The organism is Paenibacillus sepulcri, assembly GCF_042647105.1.
Classification (GTDB): Bacteria; Bacillota; Bacilli; order Paenibacillales; family Paenibacillaceae; genus Paenibacillus_Z; species Paenibacillus_Z sepulcri.
The window spans coordinates 7,447,785-7,468,372 of the sequence record NZ_JBHRUP010000001.1; the positions used below are offsets into that span (position 1 = coordinate 7,447,785).

The following is a 20,588-nucleotide window of genomic DNA, read 5'->3' on the forward strand; positions in this document are numbered from 1 at the left end:
ATTATCCGAATACCCATTAAGCAATATTATCATAATCCAACTGTTTAATCGAACTTTGCAGACGCTGATATTTGCACAAGCTTGTATAGGCTTATAGAATAAATTGATTAGCCGCGGGGAAGAGATGATGATAAAGTTGTTTTACTATTCCGATTAAAACAATGCGGATATGTCAACATTACACAGCAGAGGTGAAACCATGAGCGAAATATATCGTCTGGCCGTCCTTAAGGATGCTCCGAGACTGCTTCACATTATCTACGAAGCCTATGCAACGATTCGGGAGCTTGAGCTTCATTGGCCCGCGGCGAATGCGGATCTTGCCCTGATTGAGGATAATATAAGGCATAATGAATGTTATGTGCTGGAAATTGACGGTCTGATCACAGCCACGGTGACGCTGTCCAAAAACGGCGAAATCAAGTCCATAACCGATCTTCCTTTCATCAAGTGGTTTGCCGTGGATCCGGCTTATCAGGGCCGGGGCTTCGGAGGCAGGCTGCTCACATGGGTGGAGGAAACGGTCATAGGCGAGCGCCTGGGCGCATCTGCGGTAACTTTGGCGACGGCGGAGAAACATCCCTGGCTTTTGTCCATGTATGAACGCAGAGGGTATGAACGTTTTCATGCCTTCGAAACCGATAATGGGGACGGAACGATGCATCTGCTCCGTAAAGCCATTCATCCCGGGGCGCTTTGAACGCCATCCCGGAAGCTAACGCGGCGATAGCCGTTTCACCTCTTCCTTCAAGAGTCAAAAAAAACGCTGCAGGCTTGAATGGTCCATTCCAGGATCATTCTTTTTTTGCAAATAGATATTTACAAATCTATAAATATAGATATAATATGAATATGGAACATCTACTTGTTTTCAAAGCGCTGTCCAATGAAACCCGACGTCAGATTTTGTTATGGCTCAGGAATCCCGCTGAACATTTCGGCAGGCATTATGAGACGGACACCCAAACCAAACCAGGCGTGTGCGTAAAAGATATTCAGGAGAAGGCGGGGCTTGCCCAATCCGTCATCTCGAGTTATTTGCATACGATGCAGAAGGCAGGTCTGCTGGAATCAGAGCGGGTCGGGCAGTGGACGTATTACCGCCGCAACGAACAGACGATTCGCGAATTTGCCGAGTACATAGAGAAGGAGCTTTAGCAGCCAGCCTTCCGTCCCATTTTTTTTGAGCTTATATATCTAGAATATTAGATATCTGGATTTTCGTAAGTATGATTAGAGGGTTAAAGGAGAATATAGGAAGAGCACGCCTTTGGTTTGGGAGCTATTTTAATTACTTAAACAATTAGGAGGAAACAATCATGGATTTGCAATTAAAAGGCAAGACTGCGCTGGTAACCGGATCAACCGCCGGAATTGGCAAGGCGATTGCGGCCGCATTGGCCCGTGAAGGAGCCACCGTGTTAATTAACGGACGCCATCCGGATAAAGTGAATGCTGTCATTCAGGAGATCGGAGCGCAATATCCCGGTTCCATGCTGAAGCCCGCGGCGGCTGATCTGGGGACGGAGCAGGGCTGCCAGGACATTATCGGACAGTTTCCCGAGATTGAGATCCTGGTCAATAATTTGGGGATATTCGAGCCTGCTGATTTCTTTGAGATCCGGGATGAGGACTGGTTCAGATTTTTTGAGGTCAACATAATGAGCGGAGTCAGGCTGAGCCGTCATTATCTGAATGGTATGATCGGGCGCGGAGAAGGAAGGATCATCTTCGTGGCAAGCGAATCGGCTATTGTGCCGGCGCCGGAGATGGCCCACTACAGTGCGACCAAAACGATGCAGCTCGCCGTGTCGCGCAGCTTGGCGGAGCTTGCCAAAGGAACCAATGTGACTGTCAATGCCGTCCTGCCGGGTTCTACGCTGACTGAAGGGGTGGAGCAGATGCTGGAGACGCTGTATCCGGAAGGGAATTTATCCGTTGCCGAGGCGGAAAGAAAGTTTATGAAGGAAAACCGCCCGACTTCCATCATTCAAAGGCTGATCCGCCCTGAGGAGATCGCTGATTTTACCGTGTTTGTTTGCAGTCCGTTAGCCTCTGCCGTTAATGGAGCCGCCTTGAGAGTGGATGGCGGATTGGTCCGAAGCGTTATTTAATGGTCATCTGAAAGCTTGCATCATTGCTTCAGTCATAATGAGCGGAGATGCAGGCTTTCTTTTCTACTGCTTATATCTATAAATCTATATAAATAGAAAAGAGGATAATCACAATGGATAACCGTTCTCAATATGCGGCATCGGAGCCGGGCAGCCAGGCAGCAAAGAATAATACAGCTCTTGTAGTGGGGGCACAAGGTGTTATAGGCCGCAATCTTATTAATCATCTTGAGGGAACGGGAGATTGGGATATTATCGGGTTGTCCAGGCGGGGCGGGGCGGCGGCAGGCCGTGTCAGGCATGTGGCGGTGGATTTGCTCGATCAGCAGGATACCCGTGAGAAGCTGGGAAGCCTCAGTCAGGTTACGCATATTTTCTACGCGGCTTATCAGGACCGTCCGGGCTGGGCTGAGCTCGTGGAACCGAATCTCAGGATGCTGGTCCATGCGGTTGAAGCGATTGAAGAGGCTTCTCCCCACTTGACGCATATAAGTCTGATGCAGGGCTACAAGGTGTACGGCGCGCATCTGGGCCCGTTCAAGACACCGGCCCGTGAGACGGATGCCGGCCACATGCCGCCTGAATTCAATGTCGATCAGCAGAACTATCTGGAGAACCGGCAGAAGGGCAAAAACTGGACCTGGTCGGCTATCCGCCCTTCGGTTGTCGGAGGCTTCGCGCTTGGCAACCCGATGAATCTGGCTGTAGCGATCGCCGTCTATGCCTCAATCTGCAAGGAACTGGGACTGCCGCTGCGTTTTCCCGGCAAGCCGGGGGCCTATGACAAGCTGCTCGAAATGACCGATGCCGGCCTACTTGCCAAGGCAACCGTCTGGGCTGCCACAGACATACGCTGTGCGAATCAGGCCTTCAACATCAACAACGGCGATTTGTTCCGATGGAGTGAAATGTGGCCGAAAATCGCCCGCTATTTTGATCTGGAGACGGCGCCGCCCCTGCCCATGCAGCTTGATGTCGTCATGGCCGACAAAGCGGGCTTGTGGGATTCGATGACCGGGAGGCATGGCCTTGAACGGCATGCCTATAAGGATGTATCCTCCTGGGGCTTCGCTGACTTTGTCTTCTCCTGGGATTATGATCTGTTCGCAGACGGATCGAAGGCGCGCCGCTTCGGCTTCCACGAGTATGTGGAGACGGAAACGATGTTTATGGATATTTTCGACGATTTGCGCAGGCGCAAGGTGATTCCTTAAAGAAGGAACGTACGGACGAACTGCATCATGCACTCTTCTTTGTTTTATTCTTGCTGCGCCGGATATGGCAAACCGCTGTATAATAGCCGGCCTCAGGCAGGAAAGCAGGAGGCGAAGTAGAAGTAATTCTAAGATTAGCAATCGCTTTCAGCATGAAGAATCCTGTTTTCGTCCCATGGCGGCAAGCAGGCTTCTTCGCCAGGAACTTATAGAAGGATATAGATGTGAATCATTATATACCTTCTATAAGGTAAAAAAGGAGAGTGCGTGGATGTATACGTTTGCCGGAAAAGTCGTTTGGGTGACGGGAAGCAGCACGGGCATCGGCAGAGCCGCGGCTGTCGAATTTGCGAGGCATGGAGCCGATGTTATCGTTCATGGCAACAGCAATATGCAGCAGGCGGAGGAGGTCGCTGCGGAAATTACCGCGTTGGGACGCAAGGCCATGCTGGTCGCCGGCGATGTGGGAAGCCGTCCGGAGGTGGAGCGGATGGTGGCGGAGATCAGGGGAAGCTGGGACCGCATCGATATATTGATGAACAATGCGGGAGCATTGATTAAACGGGCCCGTCTCGGCGATCTGGATGAAGAGTTATGGGATGAAGTGATGAATGTAAATCTGAAGTCGGTATATCTGGTGACCAAGGCGGCGCTTCCGCTGCTCAGAAACTCCTCCGCGGGCAAAGTAATCAACGTCACATCGATAGCCGCCCGTAACGGGGGCGGCTTCGGCTCGGCTGCCTATGCCGCCTCCAAGGGAGGAGTCAGCACACTGACGCGCGGGCTGGCCAAGGATCTGATCGAATACGGCATTACCGTGAATGCGATTTCTCCGGGTGTCATTGCAACGCCCTTCCATGACCGCTTCACGCCTCCGGAGATCAGGAGCAAGACGCTGGCAACCATTCCTATGGGCCGCGAGGGAACGCCCCGGGAATCGGTTGGCGCGGCTTTATTTCTCGCTTCGGATTTTGCGAATTACATCACGGGCGAAATTATCGAGGTCAACGGCGGGCAGCTAATGGATTAATTCGCCTTGAGCCGACTGCCGGTAATCGCTCGGCGAAACCCCCGACCACCGCTTGAATTGGCGGCTGAAGTGGGCGATGTCCCGGTAGCCGAGGACGGAGGAGATCTGCTGTACGGTCAGCAGCGGATTGGACAGCAGCAGCTTGGCCTCGTGCAGAACGAGTCCGGACAGATACGCGCGCGGGGAGATGCCGTATACGTTCCGGAATACACGGTTGCAATGGGAGACGCTGATGCCAAGCTCCGCTGCGATATCGTCAATGCCGTAATGCCTCTGGGCATCGGCGCCCTGTTTGAAATGCTGGCCCATCAGGCCCTGCAATCGATTGCGGATCTGATGGGCCAGTTCTGCTTTCTCATACGCAGACGAAGAGAGCAGATCGGCCTCATTCGATACGGCTTCCCACAGTGTCCCGAATAATTCGAAGATCGCCGAATGCAGCCGCATCCTCTGGGTCATGGTTGCGCTTCCGGCCACACGGACGATGTCGATCAGCCTGGACAGGACAGGCTCCACTTGACGCGTCAGCATGCTGTCGCGGCGGAAGAGCGTCTGCCTGATCCTGCTGAGCATGGACAGGAACAGCTGGTCGTCAATATTGAAATGGAGACAGAAATAGGTGAACGGCTCGTCATTGCCGCTTCTGCTGGAATGGGCATATCCGGGCCGGAACAGGATCAGATCGCCCGCCTCCTGCAGCAGTCTGCTCCCGTCCGCATTCATAAGCTGCTGGCCTTCCAATACATAATTGATCTCGAATTGCGTATGCTCGTGAAGCGGATATTCCCACTCCCCGCTGACGCGGCGCAGGTGGATAGCGAACAGGTTCACGGTGGTATTCACGTCGGGCAGTATCGTTTCTTCGATAATATGGCCCAGAGTCGGCGGAGGAAAGGAGCCGGCCATCATAGTTATCCCCTTTGGCTTGCTGATTTGGTTGGTCCCAGTATAGCATGAATAGCCCGATTTGGGTAAATTATTGATCGATTTGGCAATGGTCACCCCTAATCGATTGTGCTAGGATGAACGTGACTCGCCACGTCAGCATGGCGACCATGGAGATGAGGGGGATACGACTTATGGCACAGTCTAATAAATTTTTTAACGCGCATCATTCGCCGATCGGCGCTTTTGCCAGCTTTACATTGGGGTTCCGCGGCAAAAGCGGAGGGCTTGGACTCGAGCTGGGCAGACCGGCCGACGAGAATGTGTATATCGGTTTTCAGGCCAGCGGCGGCGATTATTATGAAGCGCTTCCATTCTTCGGCTCGGTAGAGGACGAGAGCGCCCGCTATGATGTTGAGAAGCAGGGAGAAAAGGATAAAACAACCGGAATCGTTCACTTTTCCGAGAAAGCGATTACACGTGAATTCAGGACCGGTACCGACACCTGGCAGGCGGGGGATTTGACATTCCGCATCTACTCGCCTGTCCGTCCCGTGCCCGAGCCGGGTAAAGCGGATGAAGCCGCAATGAAGGAGGCGATCGTGCCCGCCGTGTTTGCTGAGCTGACGCTCGACAATACGCATGGAACGTCCGCGCGCAGAGGCTTCTTCGGCTATGAAGGAAGCGACAGGTACAGCGCCATGCGCCGCCTGAGCGATACGGGCGGGGACCGCTTCACCGGGATTGGCCAAGGACGCTCCACCGCCATCGTTTCCGATGATGACGGCGTGACGCCGGCGCTCGGCTTCTCGCTGGAAAAAATTCTGGGAGAGAGGCTTCCCCATAATCTGGCCTTTGGCCTCGGCGGCACAGGGGCGCTGCTGATGGAGGTGCCGGCCGGCGAGAAGCGGACCTACCGGTTCGCGATATGCTTCTACCGCGGAGGGCTGGTCACTTCCGGCATCGACGCGTCTTATTACTACTCGCGTTATTTTGCGAGCATCGAGGATGTGGCGGACTTTGCTCTGGACCGCTTTGCCGGACTGACCGCGTCCTGTGAGGCGGCCGACCGCTGGATCGAGGCGGAAGCTCTGAGCGAGGATCAGCGGTTCATGCTGAATCATGCGATTCACAGCTATTACGGCAGCACCCAGCTGCTGGAGGCGGCGGATGAGCCGATCTGGATCGTCAATGAAGGCGAGTACAGGATGATGAATACGCTGGATCTGACGGCGGATCAGCTGTTCTATGAACTGAAGATGAATCCGTGGACGGTCCGCAATGAGCTGGAGCTGTTCGTGAAGCGCTACAGCTACGAGGACAAGGTGCGTTTCCCCGGCGACGAACGGGAATATCCCGGGGGAATAGCATTTACCCACGATGTCGGTGTGGCGAACGTCTTCTCGCGTCCCCAATATTCCGCCTACGAGCTGGCTGGTATTGACGACTGCTTCTCATATATGAGCCATGAGGAACTCGTCAACTGGCTGCTCTGCGCCCTTGTGTACATCGAGCAGACCGGAGATGCGGGGTTCAGGGAGGAAATGCTGCCCGTAATCCGCCAATGCTTCGACAGCATGCTGAACAGGGATCATCCTGAAGCGGAGAAGCGCAATGGTCTGATGGGACTTGACAGCTCTCGCACGCAGGGAGGGGCGGAGATTTCCACCTACGACAGCCTGGACGTTTCTTTGGGCCAGTCGCGGAACAATATTTATTTGGCCGGGAAATGCTGGGCTGCCTATGTAGCGATGGAGAAGCTGTTTGCAGACGAGAAGCTGGCGGAGCTTTCCGAAGAAGCGGGCCGGCAGGCCGACCGCTGCGCGGCGTCCGTAACGGCACAGCTGACAGAGAAGGGATACATTCCTGCGGTCATCGGCGAGAATAACGATTCCCGGATTATTCCGGCAATCGAAGGTCTGATCTTCCCGTACTTTACCGGCTGCGAGGATGCGCTGAGTCCGGGTGGACGCTTCGGCGGTTATCTGGAGGCTCTGGCGACACATCTGAAGACGGTTCTTGAGCCGGGCGTATGCCTGTTCGGGGACGGGGCGTGGAAGCTCTCGTCGACGAGCAACAATTCATGGCTGAGCAAAATCTATTTGGCCCAGTACATCGCCAGAGAAATTATGAATCTGCCATGGGAGCAGCAGGGCGCGGCGGCCGATGCGGCCCATGTCAACTGGCTGCTGCATCCGCAGCTCTCCTACTGGTGCTGGAGCGATCAAATTTTGTCCGGGGAAATCATCGGCAGCAAATATTACCCGCGCGGCGTCACGGCGATTCTTTGGCTATTTGAGAAAAAAGGAAACCGGCTCGTTCACCAATAAGAAGGCCGGAGGCTGCTTGCAGGGCATTATCAATCGCGAAAAGTGAGGGATCGCTATGACAGGCAAGGTGTTGAATAAAAGCCAGATCGAACAGTTTATTGAACTCGGCTGGGTGAAGCTCGATGAAGCATTCCCGCGCGAAACAGCGCTTGCCGCGCAGGATTATTTGTGGAACAAGCTGGAGGATCGGGGAGTAAGGAAGCAGGATCGCGCAACCTGGACGCAGCCGCTGATCCGGATCAACGAGAACTATTCTACAGAGGAATTTCAACGCTGCAATACGCCTCGGCTGGCTGACGGGATTGAGGATTTGGTAGGAGCAGGGCGTCTGGTGAACCGAAGCGTATACAGGGAAACGGAATTTCAGGCTGCTTACGGCTGGTGGCCGGTCAATTTTGCTCTTGATGCCGATAAACCATGGGATGTTCCGGTCAAAGGCTGGCATTGGGACGGCATCCACTTCCGTCACGCGGTCGACAGCCCGGATCAGGGGCTGCTCTGTTTATGCTTGTTTTCGGAGGTTGGCCACCGCGGGGGAGGCACATGGATTGCAGAAGGCTCCCATAAAGTCGTCGCCAGGCTTCTCTCCCGGCATCCCGGCGGTCTGGAGCATAAGGATGCGATCGCGTTGGCGAACCGGAGCCATCCGTGGCTGGCCGAATTGACGGGTACATCCGCCCCGGATTCGCTTCCGCTTCATAATGGGCTTAAAGCCGGGGACGAGAGGGAGAGCGATACCGCCGGCAGCCGGATTGAAACTTTTATGAAGCGCTGGTATACCGATGAAGACGGTGTGCAGCTGAGAGTGCTGGAGACAACCGGCTCACCGGGGGATGTCTTTTTGTGCCACCCTTTTCTGTATCATGCTTCATCGCAGAACCATTCGGGAGTCCCGCGGTTCATGTGCAACCGGACGACGCCGCTGCAGGAACGCCTGCAGCTGAAGAGGGACGGAAGCAGCGAATATTCGCCGCTTGAGCTTAGCATCAAGGAAGCGGCAGGGCAGTTACAGCAATGAAACCAGGAATGTATAAAGATAGAGCCTGCCGGAATCAGGGCTCTATTTTTTTGACCTTATAGAATGTATTGGTTTCACACCTATAAATTTCTGTAAGGTTTGAGGGAAGAAACTAACTTTGCCGCCAAAGGACGACACAGCCATTTCTTCTTACCGATTCCTGTTACAGCAAATACATAATGCGGCAAAATCAAGCAATGATCGTATAATTTTGCCCCTCATGGCTTTTGTAATCAGCCGTTTGGTTCTATAATTGGATCATACCGCAAGTTATGCGGGCAGGATCCTGAGAGGAGAATCAGTATGAAACCTGGCATATTTATCGACCGGCGCATCCCGGACGAGGTAGAAGCTTACATAGCCGAGCATTGCGAGATTGAGAAATGGGACGGTTCGGAACCGATACCGCGTGAAACGCTGCTGTCCAAGGTTGGACATGTGAAGGGGCTGCTTACGGCAGGCACGAAAATTGATGCCGAACTGCTTGAACATGCGCCTCATCTGAAAGTAGTGAGCAGCATCAGTGTCGGTTACAATCATTTTGATGTCGGAGCGATGAAGGAACGGGGCATTATCGGCACCAATACGCCCGATGTCCTAAACGATACTGTTGCTGACCTGGTGTTCGCACTCATACTGGGAACGGCCAGAAGAGTGGCGGAGCTGGACCTTTATGTAAAACAGGGGCAGTGGAAGCCGGAGGTTGGCGAGAAATGGTTCGGTACAGATGTGCATCATGCCACATTGGGGATTATCGGGATGGGGAGAATTGGAGAAACCATTGCCCGGAGGGCAAGATACGGCTTTGATATGAATGTGCTCTATTATAACCGCAGCCGGAAGCCGGAAGCGGAAGAACAGCTTGGGGTCAGCTATGCGTCTCTGGAGCAGCTGCTCGCTGAATCGGATTTTATTGTGCTGATGGCACCATTGACGCCGCAGACAGAAGGCTTGATTGGGCGGGACGAATTTCAGCTTATGAAGCGCTCAGCGATCTTCATCAATGCGTCCAGAGGGGGAACCGTTGACGAGAAAGCGCTCATTGAGGCGCTTCAGGAAGGACGAATCAAGGGAGCGGGTCTCGATGTTTACGCGAAGGAACCGGTCGAGGTCTCCAATCCACTGCTTCAAATGCCGCAGGTGCTGACACTGCCGCATATCGGTTCGGCTACCGCCAGGACCAGATTCGATATGGCGATGCTAGCGGCGCAAAACCTGGTCGCGGCATTAAGCGGTCAAACCCCGCCGAATATCGTAGAAGAATTAAAATAATCAGCTTGTCGGCTAGTTGCAATCTCTGACAAAAAAAGGTCGTCTGACGGATGAATGGCAAGCAGTGCAAAAAAGCCATTTCCGAAGCAGGCGATCTTATTGTCATGTCTACCAATGTCTACTCTATTTGAACGGATGTGATTTTCAGAAACTATGCGCAATTTGAATCAAGTAGAATTAAAGAATATCTCATTAAAATGCAAGCCTGCCATCATGAATTTTGATTCCTGGCAGGATCAATTGAGTCATTTTTCATACACATTTACCGCAGGTAAGATTTATGCCGTAGTATGCAAGCCCGGAGAAGGAGGTTGGGCATTATCTTATCTGCTCTCAGGGAAAACCCAGGCTTACAAGGGTGAAATATTAATTGACGGTGATATAATAAACCGCCGATCATTGCAATCATACGGGTGGTACATCGGTGAAGAATTGCCCAAGAAAACTTTACTGGGGATCAGATACCGTAAGGAATTGACAATCCGTGAACAGCTGGAAAGCGCAGTATCAAGCCAATACACTGTGAGCGAGCTGGTTGATCTGTTTGAGCTGGCTCCCACCCGTATGGAACGGGTAATGAGATATATAAGCAATGAACGCTGGAATGCTTCAACAGCAATCGGACATGCGCATGGGAAGCGTATATTTTGTTTTCCTTGGCTAGAGGATTCTATTAAGGCTCTTATTGGTTATAGAGTGCAGTATTGTTGTGAATTCTTAAAGCAAAACAAATGTATTTCGATAGTCCCGGTTCGAAGCCAGTCTATTATCGAAGATTTTGCTGATGAAATTATTTTTTTAAACCGATAATCAGCTCCCTTTAAACGCGTTCTTGATCAAGGTGACAACCGCTGCCAGCACAATAGGGATCGTGGCGCAGGTCGTGATGGCGGGCCAAATCAGCGTCCAGAAGGTGTTGGATTCCATTTCCGTCGAGAACATGCTCATAGAAATGAAAAACATCAGCAGCGAGACGGGAAGGATGACCGTCCTGCTGTCCTTCAGCTTGAAAATATGGGCGAAGCCCGAGCTGAGCGCGAGCAGCGCTATCGTCGATTTGATATAGGATCCGGCGATCAACGTAATACCGGCAATCATTTCAATCCTCTCGAAGACGCCGGTGATTTCAATAACCCGCGCCATCTCATACAAGGTGAAGTTGCGTGTTCCCGCCGCTTTTCCAAAGATCATACTGGCGCATAATACGACTCCAAGAAAAATAATCATATTAGCGAAATAGGCGAAAAACATAAACTTGCCGGTCGATTCGTTTTTGGCGGGCCGTATAAAAAAAAGCAGCGCGGAGAAGACAAACATCTCGGAATAAGGAAAGCCGTGGTTAATTATGGCTCCATGCATAATCGGAGAGATGCCCTCAGCGAGCTGCGGCAGTAAATTATCCGGATGGTATTTCCCAAGGTCGAGGAACAAAATAACGAAAATCGTAGCCAGCATCATCATAAGGAACAGGACAAATAAACGGGCGGTTACTTCGATTCCGGCAAGAGCTGTCAGTGCGCAGACCATCAGAATGAGGAAATTAAATACATAGGTAGGGGTCTCCAGCATCATGGTGCTGGAGAAGAAGGACCCTACACCGACGGTAATATTAGAGATCATCAGAATGAGTACAAACAGGATCAGCAAGGAGAACAGCGTACCCATCCATTTGCCGAAAACGTCTCCAAGATATTGGAAGGAAGATTTGCTCGGGTAAATATGATGCAGATACAAGATGCTCAGAAGCCCGGGAATCCCTGCGGCTCCCGAGATGATTACCGACAGCCAGGCCCCGTTGCCGGCAGCTGCGATGACTGGACCAGGAATAAAAACAATCGAGGAGCCGAGCGTAAAGGCCAGCAGCAGCATGGCAATTTGGGATGGGCTTACCCATTCTTTTTCATTCATTTACTGGCCTCCTCCAACGGATAAACAGGTTAATACGAATGCACATTAATCAACTGCATAATCGTTTTCATGGGCTTAAGCAGAAGAGCGACTGCCAGATCATCAATACCCGGCCAGGTCTGACCCAGAATAAAGCTGAGTGAAAAATATAGCGAACAGCACAGCAATACGATAATAACCATGTTCTCTTTGCGGGTGTTCGCATGTGATCGTGCATAAATCCCCACCACAGTGACGAGATAAAACAACAGCGAGATCATGATTCTGATTATCAACTGCTTATCCTCCTTCATCCAGCGCCGATTTGCCATCTTCCAGTCCCGTGTTGGATAAAGAGACCTTGATATCAAATTTGAATTCTGCCTGCTTTAAATGATCGCCCCAATCTTTTTTCATGGTTTCCCACTCCCGGGGATGATGCTGATGGATCCCGTTTCCAATGCCAAGAAGATCAATCTTGCTTTTCTTCATGGCTTGCGTGAAGGATGTCAGCTGTTTTTCAATTTGTTTGACGATTTCACCCTGGTAAGCGTAGGCTTCGGCGGTTGTTGCCAGTGAATGGCAGATAAGCTCGCGCACGGTGACATTGACCTTGATAGCTGCATGAACCTGTGGTATTCCCTGCTTCAGTCTGGTGGAGAGCTTGGTATGGAAGGAAACGACTTCAATGGAATCCCCTTTATCCGATTCGCCGCAGGGAAGAACAATAATTCCTTCACGATAGGTATTTTTGAGCATGTGATAGGCTTCAACCTCATTCGCCTTGAGAAGCTCAATCATTTTGTTTTTATTGACCACGGCTGCTCCTTTGAAATACGGATTCTTCCGCGGGACATCATCAAAGGTCATATAAGGCAGAACCGCCGTCTCTACAGCGCTGTCCAGCTCCAGTCTGAGATCAAGCAGCGACATCTGGATCGTCTTGCCCGAATAGTAATAGGACGATCCTTCAACCTCATGGGTTTGCCGGCTGATGGTCGTTTCCATATAGGGTTTGGCGTACAGGTATGAGCTTGCATCTCCTTTTGTGACTGCAATCCGCGTTGTAAGCCTCGGTTCATCGTCGCGGTAGAAAAAATCGAGAACTTCTTTCCATCTTTCGGACTTAACCATTTTCTCACCGACCAATATGGTCTGCATATGGCTCCATTGCGCTTTACGGCCCAGACGCATCGTAATGTTGCGCGCTGCGTCAAACATGGTGCTGCCCCCCGTGCGGATATTGACATAGGAGCCGGATGGATCGGTTTCACCTCTCGACGGCTTATAGAATTGTGAAGTCAGAATGAGGTTGTCGTTCTCATCCAGATCCAGAGCAACCCCCAGAATGAATCCCCGCTCAATCAACTCTTTCCCGCTGCAGCCGCCAAGCAGACAGGCGCATAGAAGCAAGGCTATCCATCTCACCCTCATCATTCCTTTGCTGTATTAAGATCCGCAGCCCGCTTTGCCTTAGCAGCCGCTCTCATTCTCAGTTTGGTCGGGACGCGCACGAAAACGTCGAGCATCTGCATCATCCGCATGGGAGCAATAGGGGAGAAGAAGGGTTTTCCTAAGGTCCGGAGCGTCGCCAAATGAAGAAAAATGAGGATGTAGCCGATCATCAGACCGAAGCCTCCCCACATAAATGCAAGCACCATAAGCGGAAATAACAATATCCGCAGCGCGATTGCAAGCTCATACTGCGGCATGGAGAAGGACGCCATCCCTGTCAGCGAAATAATGATAATCATGATGGGGGAGGCAATTCCTGCCCGGATCGACGCCTCGCCGATGATCAAGCAGCCTACGATGCTGACCGCAGAGCCGATGGGACGAGGCAGGCGTATGCCTGCTTCGCGCAGCAGCTCGAAGAAGAACTGCATGATTACAGCTTCGATAAAGGCCGGGAAGGGAATGCCTTCTCTCGTATCAAGAATCTTGAGCAGCAGGGTAGTCGGTATCAGCTCCGGATGAAAATTGGAGAGGGCGATATAAAGGCTGGGCAGCGTGAGCGCAATAAAGAATGCGGCAATCCGCAGAAAACGTATCAACGTCGAGATCACGGGGCGCTGATAATAATCCTCGGCAGACTGGAACAGCTCGGTAAAGAAGGTCGGACAAATCATGGCAGATGTGGTCCCGTCGGCCATCAGGATGATCTTGCCTTCCAGAAGCGAGCCGACCGCTACATCCGGACGTTCTGTAACACGGTATTGGGAAAAGGGAGAATAGACGGAGTCCTCCACAAATTCACGGATGTAATTGGTATCCAGAGCATCGACTTTGTCTGCGCCCTCAAGGCGTTTTTTCAGCTCTGCCAGAACCGAAGGATCAACCTTCCCGTCCACATACCCCACCAAAAATCTTGTTTTGGTCAGAGTGCCAGCCTGATACATTTCAATCTTCAAATCCGGTGTTCGCAGGCGCAGACGAATCAGTGCAATATTCTTGTCCAATTGCTCGACCATTCCTTCACGCGGACCGTTGACAACGGCTTCGCTTGTAGGCTCCTCTACCTGTCTTCTCTCGACGCTGCCGGCGTCCAGGCTGACGACTTTGTCCCAGCCGTCGAAAATCAGGATAGCGTAACCGTCCAGCACAGCCTCGGTAATCTCGTTATAAGCAGTCAACAGCTCGTAAGACTGGAAAGCCGAGCTTCTGCGCTCGAAGAACTCGCGTATATTTTCAATCTGTATGCTTTCCATGTCCCCAGATTCCGGAACCAGATCCTGCAGAGCGGAGTTCAACTGGCCGCCATCCATCTCCTGCGTAAGAGGCGCACAATAAATCATGGCTGCAGAGCCCTCGTAGGACGGTCCGAAATGGAAGCGTTCATAAATAATGTCTTGGCAGTTTGCAAATATTTCTTTGATATGCTGCTCACTGGTCTTAAGATCAACGGAAATCCTATCGGCATTATTCTGTTGTTTTGTATGCTCCTCAAAGTTCATTTCCATTAAGAATCCCCCTCATCCAAGGAAGAGCTGATATTCGATCCATGGTATTATTTGCCGAAGCATGATATTTATGCAGGAGCGTATCCGGTTAATTGTCTGTTTTGCTTTGTTCCTACCGGCACGTTATGATGAAGGAATGATAGAGTTTGCTTTTTAAGGCGCATATTCGAAAGGAATGACAGAGGAATGGATTTTCAACAGATTACGCAGATCAAAAATTTTAAACAAGAGATTACGAGATTCCTGATGATGTATAAATTTGCTTTGAGCGAGATCGAGACCCGAATTGAAATTTTGCAGGAAGAATTTCAGATGCTGCATGACTACAACCCCATTGAGCATACCAAATCACGGCTGAAATCCCCGGAAAGCATCATGAACAAAATCATGAGGAAGAATTGCGATATTTCGTTTGCCAGCATCAGGCACCATATCAAGGATATTGCGGGGCTGCGGATTACCTGCTCGTTTATTTCGGATATTTACAGGGTCAGCGATATGCTGAGGAAACAGCATGATCTGGAAATTCTGGATGTGAAGGATTATATTCAAAAGCCCAAGTCAAACGGCTATCAAAGCCTTCATTTGCTGGTCAACGTGCCCATCTTCATGTCCGACCGCCAGGAGCATGTATGCGTGGAGGTCCAGATCCGCACCATTGCCATGGATTTCTGGGCCAGCCTGGAGCATAAAATATTTTATAAATACAATCAGTCCGTACCCTTGGAGCTTCTGCGGGAATTGAAGGAAGCCGCGGAATCGGCCAATGCGCTGGATCAGAAGATGGAACGGCTGCATAAGGAAATCGGACTCATAAAGGAAGAGCATCGTCTGGATGAAATGGATGAGTTAGAACGGCTGGTGATCAACAATCAGCAGTTCCAGCTTCCTCCGGCTTTTCTTAGGCTGATGGAAGACAAAGCCTGATTCCTGTCCGTTGATCATGCCATAAGCCTGGCCTGACCAGGCACATATTCGTTGAAATCAGCATGAACGTATACTTGCACGAAGGAGAGGATTAAACTGGAGAAGAGAGGGTTTACGCCTGATGAAGCAAATGCGCTTCTGCCGCAGTTGAAGGAGGACTTGCTCCAGCTGCAGGAATTGACGAAACGGTTTGAAGAGCAGTATTCCGACCTGCAGAAGAGGAAGGCGTTACATAAGCAGGCAGCTGCCCCGGCAGGAGGCGCACAGGATCCTTTTTTTGAGCGGGAGGGTCGGCTCGAATTTCTCAAGATGGAAGCGGAAATGCTGATTGAGAACTTCACGAGAAAAGGCGTGCTGCTGAAAATGATCAACCCGGGGTTGATCGATTTTCCCGCCGTTCTGGATGGGGAGGAAGTGCTGATATGCTGGAAGGAAGGGGAGCCGCGTGCCTCGCATTATCATGGCTGGCATAATGGATTTGCCGGACGCAAGCCGCTTCCCGGTGAATGAGGCTTTGCAGCTGCAGAAGCAGGTATTCCGACAAGGATCTGCAATCGGCCTTCCGACCGATTCTTTCAGCTTCAAATTGGTTTAGAATGAACGGATAATACTTGAATGGGGGTGATTGTCATTGTTCGAGCTTCATGATGCGCTTGCGGATATTATGTCCATTTGTATTCTGTGCTCTTTTGCTTATCTCTATTTATTCTGGGTCCCGGCGGCAGCCGGGATGAATTGGACAAAGGTCGGCGAAGCGGCATACCCGCTGCCGCGCCTTGCGCAGCCTTCCGGAATCGTTCAGGCCCGGAGACAGCGGCTCACGCGGCAGACCAAGCGCAAGGAAGCGCCCGACGATGATTCATCCCCGTGTACGACCCTGTTGAATACGTGCATACACGATCAACAGGGAGGATGGTTATGGAAACCATGGAATTGGATAAGAAAACAACTGCCATTCACAATAATCGCCGCGAAGAGCGGCGCAATGAGGCTGCAGGCGGCATAAAGAAAGGCCGCCGTAAATGGCAGCGAATCCTGCTGCTTGGCGGTGGCTTCGCCATGATTCTGCTGCTTGCCGGCTGCGGAACAGGCACAGTGGATGCCAACACGCCGGGATTTTTCAATCATTACGTCGTATTTCCGTTCTCCTGGATGATTGAACATTTTGCCGACTGGTTCGGCGGCAGCTTCGGCCTAGCGCTGATCGCGATCACGGTGCTGGTTCGTCTGGCGCTGCTGCCGTTCATGATATCCCAGTACAAGCGCCAGCAAATCATGAAACGCAAGATGAGTACGATGCAGCCGGAGATCAATGCGATCAAGGAAAAGTACGCCAAACACAAGGATGCCGAGTCGCAGCGCAAGCAGCAGCAGGAAACGATGGCGGTTTACAGCAAGCACGGGTATAATCCGCTTGCCCTGGGCTGTCTGCCGATGCTGCTGCAGATTCCGATTCTGTCCGGACTGTATTATGCCATACGGATGACCCCGGACCTGGCCCAGCATACGTTTTTGTGGTTCCAGCTGGGAAGTCCGGATAAGATCCTGCCGTTCCTGGCGGCAGCCGTATATCTGCTTCAGGCCAAAATAACGCAATCCGCCAACCCTCCGATGAATGGACAGATGGGGATGAGCTGGATCATCTATCTTTCCCCGGTGATGATGGGATTTTTCTCGTTCTCGGTTCCTGCCGCCATCCCGCTTTACTGGTGCGTTGGCGGTCTGATCGTCGTCCTGCAGACGATGCTGGCCAAACGGCTGTATCCGCCGGACATTCTTCCAGCGGTGATACCTGATCCGCCCAAAGCGCATCCGCCCAAACGCAGATTGAAAGCATAACGATCAGCATGAACATCATAGGAATGAACAGCCCCGGAGCTTGTGCTTCGGGGCTTCTTCGTTTTCGTCGCCAATAGACGGCACCGACCGTTTTTTCAAATTTGCGCTGAACGCTAGGATGCGGCTGGACAAAGAAATGAAACGCCGCTCTGCGTGTACTGCGGAGGCTTGGCGGCGGATGGCCGCTTCTTTATGGAGGGATTGTATTCCCGGCTTTTATCAGAGACAAGGTGTATGACATTGTCGCGGGCAGCCGCTACCGCTTATTTGGCCGAAGGGATGCCTGCTTGCTGCCTTCGGCAGAGCTTGGAAGCAGGTTTGCCGAAGACGAGGATGAAGATCAGGACATTCTCCCGAAAAGGTAAAACGGAAGCCGATTGTGACAGGCCGATACAGCCGTCATGAGACATACGCCTTGGCAGAGCTCTTGAAAAAGGGCTTTTTTTGGCATTCTGGGTCCAGCAAATATAGGTAATCATCTATGCTCTGCATCTATCACTGAGAGATAAACATCAAGGATTGATACTAGCAGATTTTCATAGAATAGAGGTTATTGACCAGTACGAGCCATCTATCTTGCACGTATACATACAGTACATCCTTGAATATCTAAAGCATGTTAAGGGGGGGAGACCATCTATGAGAGGCCTTGGGAGAACGTAATGAATCTGTGAAATAACATTAAAGGCAAAGGAGACTGGATAAATAGTAAACTCGTAATCTGAAAAGAGGTTTAATCATGAATGACTTAATGGTCATTATTACCGTCTGCTCCTTTCTGCTGACGATCGGCTTTATATTCTGGCGTCCGAATGTGAATGAGGCTATACCTGCAACGGTGGGAGCTTTTTTTGTAATAGCAAGCGGAAGTGTTTCATTGGCTGACCTTGGAGCCATCACGGGTACCATAAGCGGTGCTGCCGTTACTATTATAGCCACCATTGTGATGGCAATTGTGCTCGAGAGCTTCGGCTTCTTCTACTGGTCCGCCGAAATTCTGACTAGAAAAGCGAAAGGATCAGGCATCCGTCTTTTCTGGTACACCAATTTGTTTTGTTTCCTCATGACGCTGTTCGTGAACAATGATGGCAGTATTCTGATCACGACCCCGATCCTCCTGATGCTGCTGCGTAATTTGGGATTAAAGAATGCACAAAAAATCCCTTATTTGATATCCGGCGCATTGATTGCTACGGCCTCAAGCGCCCCGATAGGAGTAAGCAACATCGTGAATCTGATTGCGCTCAAGATCGTCCATATGGATCTTTACATGCATTCCGCGATGATGTTTATCCCCGCATCGCTCGGACTTGTTCTGCTGGCCGTTCTTCTGTTCGCGGTGTTCTACCGGGTAATTCCCTCCAAAATACCTACAATGACGACATGGAATTTTATGCCGGGCAGCCATCCGTTAAAGGGGGACGCACCAAAAGAGAACCGGAACAGATTTATGATCAAAATTCTGATTTTTGTATTTCTCGTTCGGCTAAGTCTGTTCGTCGCTTCCTACATTCATTTCCCCGTCTCTGTCATGGCGGTAATCGGATCAACGCTCTTGCTGCTGTGGAGATGGAGGTATTTGAAAATTTCACCTGCAGATATGTTAAAGAAAACACCCTGGTATATCCTCATTTTCGCGTTCGGTATGTATGTAATCATCTACGGCTTGAATAATATTGGTTTGACCCAGTGGCTGATCCAGCTTCTCCATCCCATTGTTACGGGAAGTCTGCTCAATGCAAGCGTATCGATGGGCATTCTGCTGACGGTTCTATCCAATTTATTCAATAACCATCCGGCATTGATGATCGGGACGATTACCCTGACGAATATCGGACTCGATCCGCTTATGCTGAAGATTTCCTATCTGGCGAGTGTGATCGGCAGCGATGTCGGTTCGCTGCTCCTGCCAATCGGTACACTTGCTACCTTGATGTGGATGCATATTGTCAAGAAGGGCGGCGTGAAAATAAGCTGGGGTCAATACTTTAAGGTGACTTCAATCGTTATTCCGATCACTCTTATTTTTACACTGGTTGTGCTGACCTATTGGGTCGCTTGGCTATTTTAATCCGGGAGGGAATGAAATTGAACAGGCTGGAAGCTAACTTTGGATTACTCAATCAGAATCACCCCAAAAAAAAGACCTCCAAAGAGAAGGTCACAAGAAGAGAGTAAAGCACAACACATTCTATGTAAGTATGAATCGAAAAGCATGGGTATTCGTGTGCAGCAAGAAAAGGAGGCGAAACGGAACCTTCCGCCCGCATAGAGGCCGGGAACCTGCAGGTTCCCGGCCTTGCTGTGCGACAATTCACTTGACCCCTGGCCAATGAAGCCAAATATCGGTCATAGGAGCCCGCCAATCCTTGTGATGATCCACATGCGTCACACGAAAAAAGATAGCGTATCTGGGAAACGGCGAGACATTAGGCGCAACGCTATGCGCCAGCTGGTAGTGTACAAGAAACACATCTCCAGGTTCCCCCGTCGTCTGAACAGGCTGCGGAAGCTCAACCGGCGGCATCCCCTTAAGCAGCGAGTCCGCACCATGCTCGCGAAAATACTGCTCGTACATCCGGTGTGTTCCCGGCCAAACGGTGAAATTGCCTGCTTGCTGCTGCCGGACAGGCGAGAGCAGCACCCCGACGAGCATGGTGAAGTTGCCGATTGTGCCTTCGGGAACGCCGTTGTGCGGCGAATACATGCCATCCAGATGGGGGGAGGAAGCTCCCGGCGGATCCTGCAGCGAAGGAAAACGGATGGCGATCTGGCCATAGTTGACCGGACGGGCGTTATTCGCACCGAGCAGCGAATCGACCATACTTTTGACAGGCGTTTGGTTAAACAAATCGACGATCGGCGCTTCACCCTGCAGCTCCGGGCAGTAGGACTGTGCGCGGTACCTTGTGATGTCTTCGACATTCATCCCGTTCCCGATGGAATGGTTGATATGACGCATGGCATGATCCACCATAATAGGCGGGATGACACCGGGAACTTTAAGGAAACCCTGATTGACCAAGGATTGCTTCTGCTCTGATGTGAGCAAACTCATGGGCTGTACCTCCTTATATATCAAGAATGCACCGCCGCTTGGAGACCGGCGGTG

Annotated in this window: 21 protein-coding genes; 15 read left to right on the forward strand and 6 right to left on the reverse strand. The window is 51.3% G+C overall.

Translation table 11 applies throughout. The features are described 5' to 3' along the window. Window positions 1–199: 199 nt before the first annotated feature. From ACFOLF_RS32385 to ACFOLF_RS32405, 5 genes are all read left to right on the forward strand, one after another. Window positions 200–700, forward strand: coding sequence for a GNAT family N-acetyltransferase (locus tag ACFOLF_RS32385; RefSeq protein WP_210039337.1), 501 nt, complete (start codon window positions 200–202; stop codon window positions 698–700). Between the two features lie 152 nt (window positions 701–852). Further along, window positions 853–1,158, forward strand: a complete 306-nt coding sequence (locus ACFOLF_RS32390) for an ArsR/SmtB family transcription factor (RefSeq protein WP_210039336.1) — start codon at window positions 853–855, stop codon at window positions 1,156–1,158. 161 nt (window positions 1,159–1,319) lie between these two features. Next, a complete protein-coding gene (locus ACFOLF_RS32395; protein WP_210039335.1) occupies window positions 1,320–2,114 on the forward strand; it encodes an SDR family NAD(P)-dependent oxidoreductase in 795 nt (264 codons plus the stop codon). Between the two features lie 113 nt (window positions 2,115–2,227). Then, complete coding sequence (locus tag ACFOLF_RS32400) at window positions 2,228–3,328, forward strand: SDR family oxidoreductase (protein WP_210039334.1); 1,101 nt, start codon at window positions 2,228–2,230, stop codon at window positions 3,326–3,328. A 271-nt stretch (window positions 3,329–3,599) separates the two neighbouring features. Further along, window positions 3,600–4,358: an SDR family NAD(P)-dependent oxidoreductase gene (locus ACFOLF_RS32405; RefSeq protein WP_210039333.1), complete on the forward strand. Its 759-nt coding sequence runs from the start codon at window positions 3,600–3,602 to the stop codon at window positions 4,356–4,358. Here the strand turns inward: ACFOLF_RS32405 and ACFOLF_RS32410 are convergent. Beyond that, the gene (locus ACFOLF_RS32410) at window positions 4,347–5,264 is read right to left on the reverse strand and encodes a helix-turn-helix domain-containing protein (protein WP_210039630.1); all 918 of its coding nucleotides are present in this window, start codon (window positions 5,262–5,264) and stop codon (window positions 4,347–4,349) included. The two genes, ACFOLF_RS32405 and ACFOLF_RS32410, sit on opposite strands and share 12 nt — an antisense overlap. Window positions 5,265–5,437: 173 nt before the next feature. On the opposite strand from ACFOLF_RS32410, the gene ACFOLF_RS32415 reads away from it, so the two are divergent. The 4 genes from ACFOLF_RS32415 to ACFOLF_RS32430 all read left to right on the forward strand — a co-directional run bounded on the left by ACFOLF_RS32415 (window position 5,438) and on the right by ACFOLF_RS32430 (window position 10,673). Then, entirely contained in the window at window positions 5,438–7,573 is a 2,136-nt protein-coding gene (locus ACFOLF_RS32415) for a glycoside hydrolase family 52 protein (protein ID WP_210039332.1), read from the forward strand. 55 nt (window positions 7,574–7,628) lie between these two features. Beyond that, window positions 7,629–8,591, forward strand: coding sequence for a hypothetical protein (locus ACFOLF_RS32420; protein WP_210039331.1), 963 nt, complete (start codon window positions 7,629–7,631; stop codon window positions 8,589–8,591). A gap of 303 nt (window positions 8,592–8,894) precedes the next feature. After that, on the forward strand, window positions 8,895–9,863 hold the full coding sequence (locus ACFOLF_RS32425) for a 2-hydroxyacid dehydrogenase (protein ID WP_210039330.1): 969 nt from the start codon (window positions 8,895–8,897) through the stop codon (window positions 9,861–9,863). Window positions 9,864–10,025: 162 nt separating this feature from the next. Beyond that, on the forward strand, window positions 10,026–10,673 hold the full coding sequence (locus ACFOLF_RS32430; protein ID WP_210039329.1) for a hypothetical protein: 648 nt from the start codon (window positions 10,026–10,028) through the stop codon (window positions 10,671–10,673). On the opposite strand, the gene ACFOLF_RS32435 is transcribed toward ACFOLF_RS32430, so the two are convergent. From ACFOLF_RS32435 to ACFOLF_RS32450, 4 genes are read right to left on the reverse strand one after another with little or no spacing between them, the layout of a single operon-like run. Next, window positions 10,674–11,771: a GerAB/ArcD/ProY family transporter gene (locus ACFOLF_RS32435; RefSeq protein WP_210039328.1), complete on the reverse strand. Its 1,098-nt coding sequence runs from the start codon at window positions 11,769–11,771 to the stop codon at window positions 10,674–10,676. A 29-nt stretch (window positions 11,772–11,800) separates the two neighbouring features. Then, on the reverse strand, window positions 11,801–12,046 hold the full coding sequence (locus ACFOLF_RS32440) for a hypothetical protein (protein ID WP_210039327.1): 246 nt from the start codon (window positions 12,044–12,046) through the stop codon (window positions 11,801–11,803). Between the two features lie 4 nt (window positions 12,047–12,050). Then, entirely contained in the window at window positions 12,051–13,178 is a 1,128-nt protein-coding gene (locus ACFOLF_RS32445; protein WP_210039326.1) for a Ger(x)C family spore germination protein, read from the reverse strand. A gap of 5 nt (window positions 13,179–13,183) precedes the next feature. Next, window positions 13,184–14,710, reverse strand: coding sequence for a spore germination protein (locus ACFOLF_RS32450; protein ID WP_379113130.1), 1,527 nt, complete (start codon window positions 14,708–14,710; stop codon window positions 13,184–13,186). A gap of 186 nt (window positions 14,711–14,896) precedes the next feature. Between ACFOLF_RS32450 and ACFOLF_RS32455 the strand changes: the two genes are divergently transcribed. The 6 genes from ACFOLF_RS32455 to ACFOLF_RS32480 all read left to right on the forward strand — a co-directional run bounded on the left by ACFOLF_RS32455 (window position 14,897) and on the right by ACFOLF_RS32480 (window position 19,547). Next, entirely contained in the window at window positions 14,897–15,637 is a 741-nt protein-coding gene (locus ACFOLF_RS32455) for a GTP pyrophosphokinase (protein WP_210039325.1), read from the forward strand. A gap of 96 nt (window positions 15,638–15,733) precedes the next feature. Further along, entirely contained in the window at window positions 15,734–16,147 is a 414-nt protein-coding gene (locus ACFOLF_RS32460; protein ID WP_210039628.1) for a DUF2203 domain-containing protein, read from the forward strand. Window positions 16,148–16,268: 121 nt separating this feature from the next. Then, entirely contained in the window at window positions 16,269–16,643 is a 375-nt protein-coding gene (locus tag ACFOLF_RS32465; protein ID WP_210039324.1) for a hypothetical protein, read from the forward strand. Then, window positions 16,556–17,476, forward strand: a complete 921-nt coding sequence (gene yidC / locus ACFOLF_RS32470) for a membrane protein insertase YidC (protein ID WP_379113132.1) — start codon at window positions 16,556–16,558, stop codon at window positions 17,474–17,476. The genes ACFOLF_RS32465 and yidC overlap by 88 nt, the downstream gene beginning before the upstream one ends. Window positions 17,477–17,625: 149 nt before the next feature. After that, entirely contained in the window at window positions 17,626–17,841 is a 216-nt protein-coding gene (locus ACFOLF_RS32475) for a thiol-disulfide oxidoreductase DCC family protein (protein WP_210039626.1), read from the forward strand. 374 nt (window positions 17,842–18,215) lie between these two features. Beyond that, window positions 18,216–19,547 carry an arsenic transporter gene (locus ACFOLF_RS32480; RefSeq protein ID WP_210039323.1) on the forward strand — a complete coding sequence of 444 codons (1,332 nt, stop codon included), beginning with the start codon at window positions 18,216–18,218 and terminating at the stop codon, window positions 19,545–19,547. 243 nt (window positions 19,548–19,790) lie between these two features. Here the strand turns inward: ACFOLF_RS32480 and ACFOLF_RS32485 are convergent, their stop codons facing one another. Next, window positions 19,791–20,534: a phytanoyl-CoA dioxygenase family protein gene (locus tag ACFOLF_RS32485; protein ID WP_210039322.1), complete on the reverse strand. Its 744-nt coding sequence runs from the start codon at window positions 20,532–20,534 to the stop codon at window positions 19,791–19,793. Window positions 20,535–20,588: the final 54 nt, after the last annotated feature.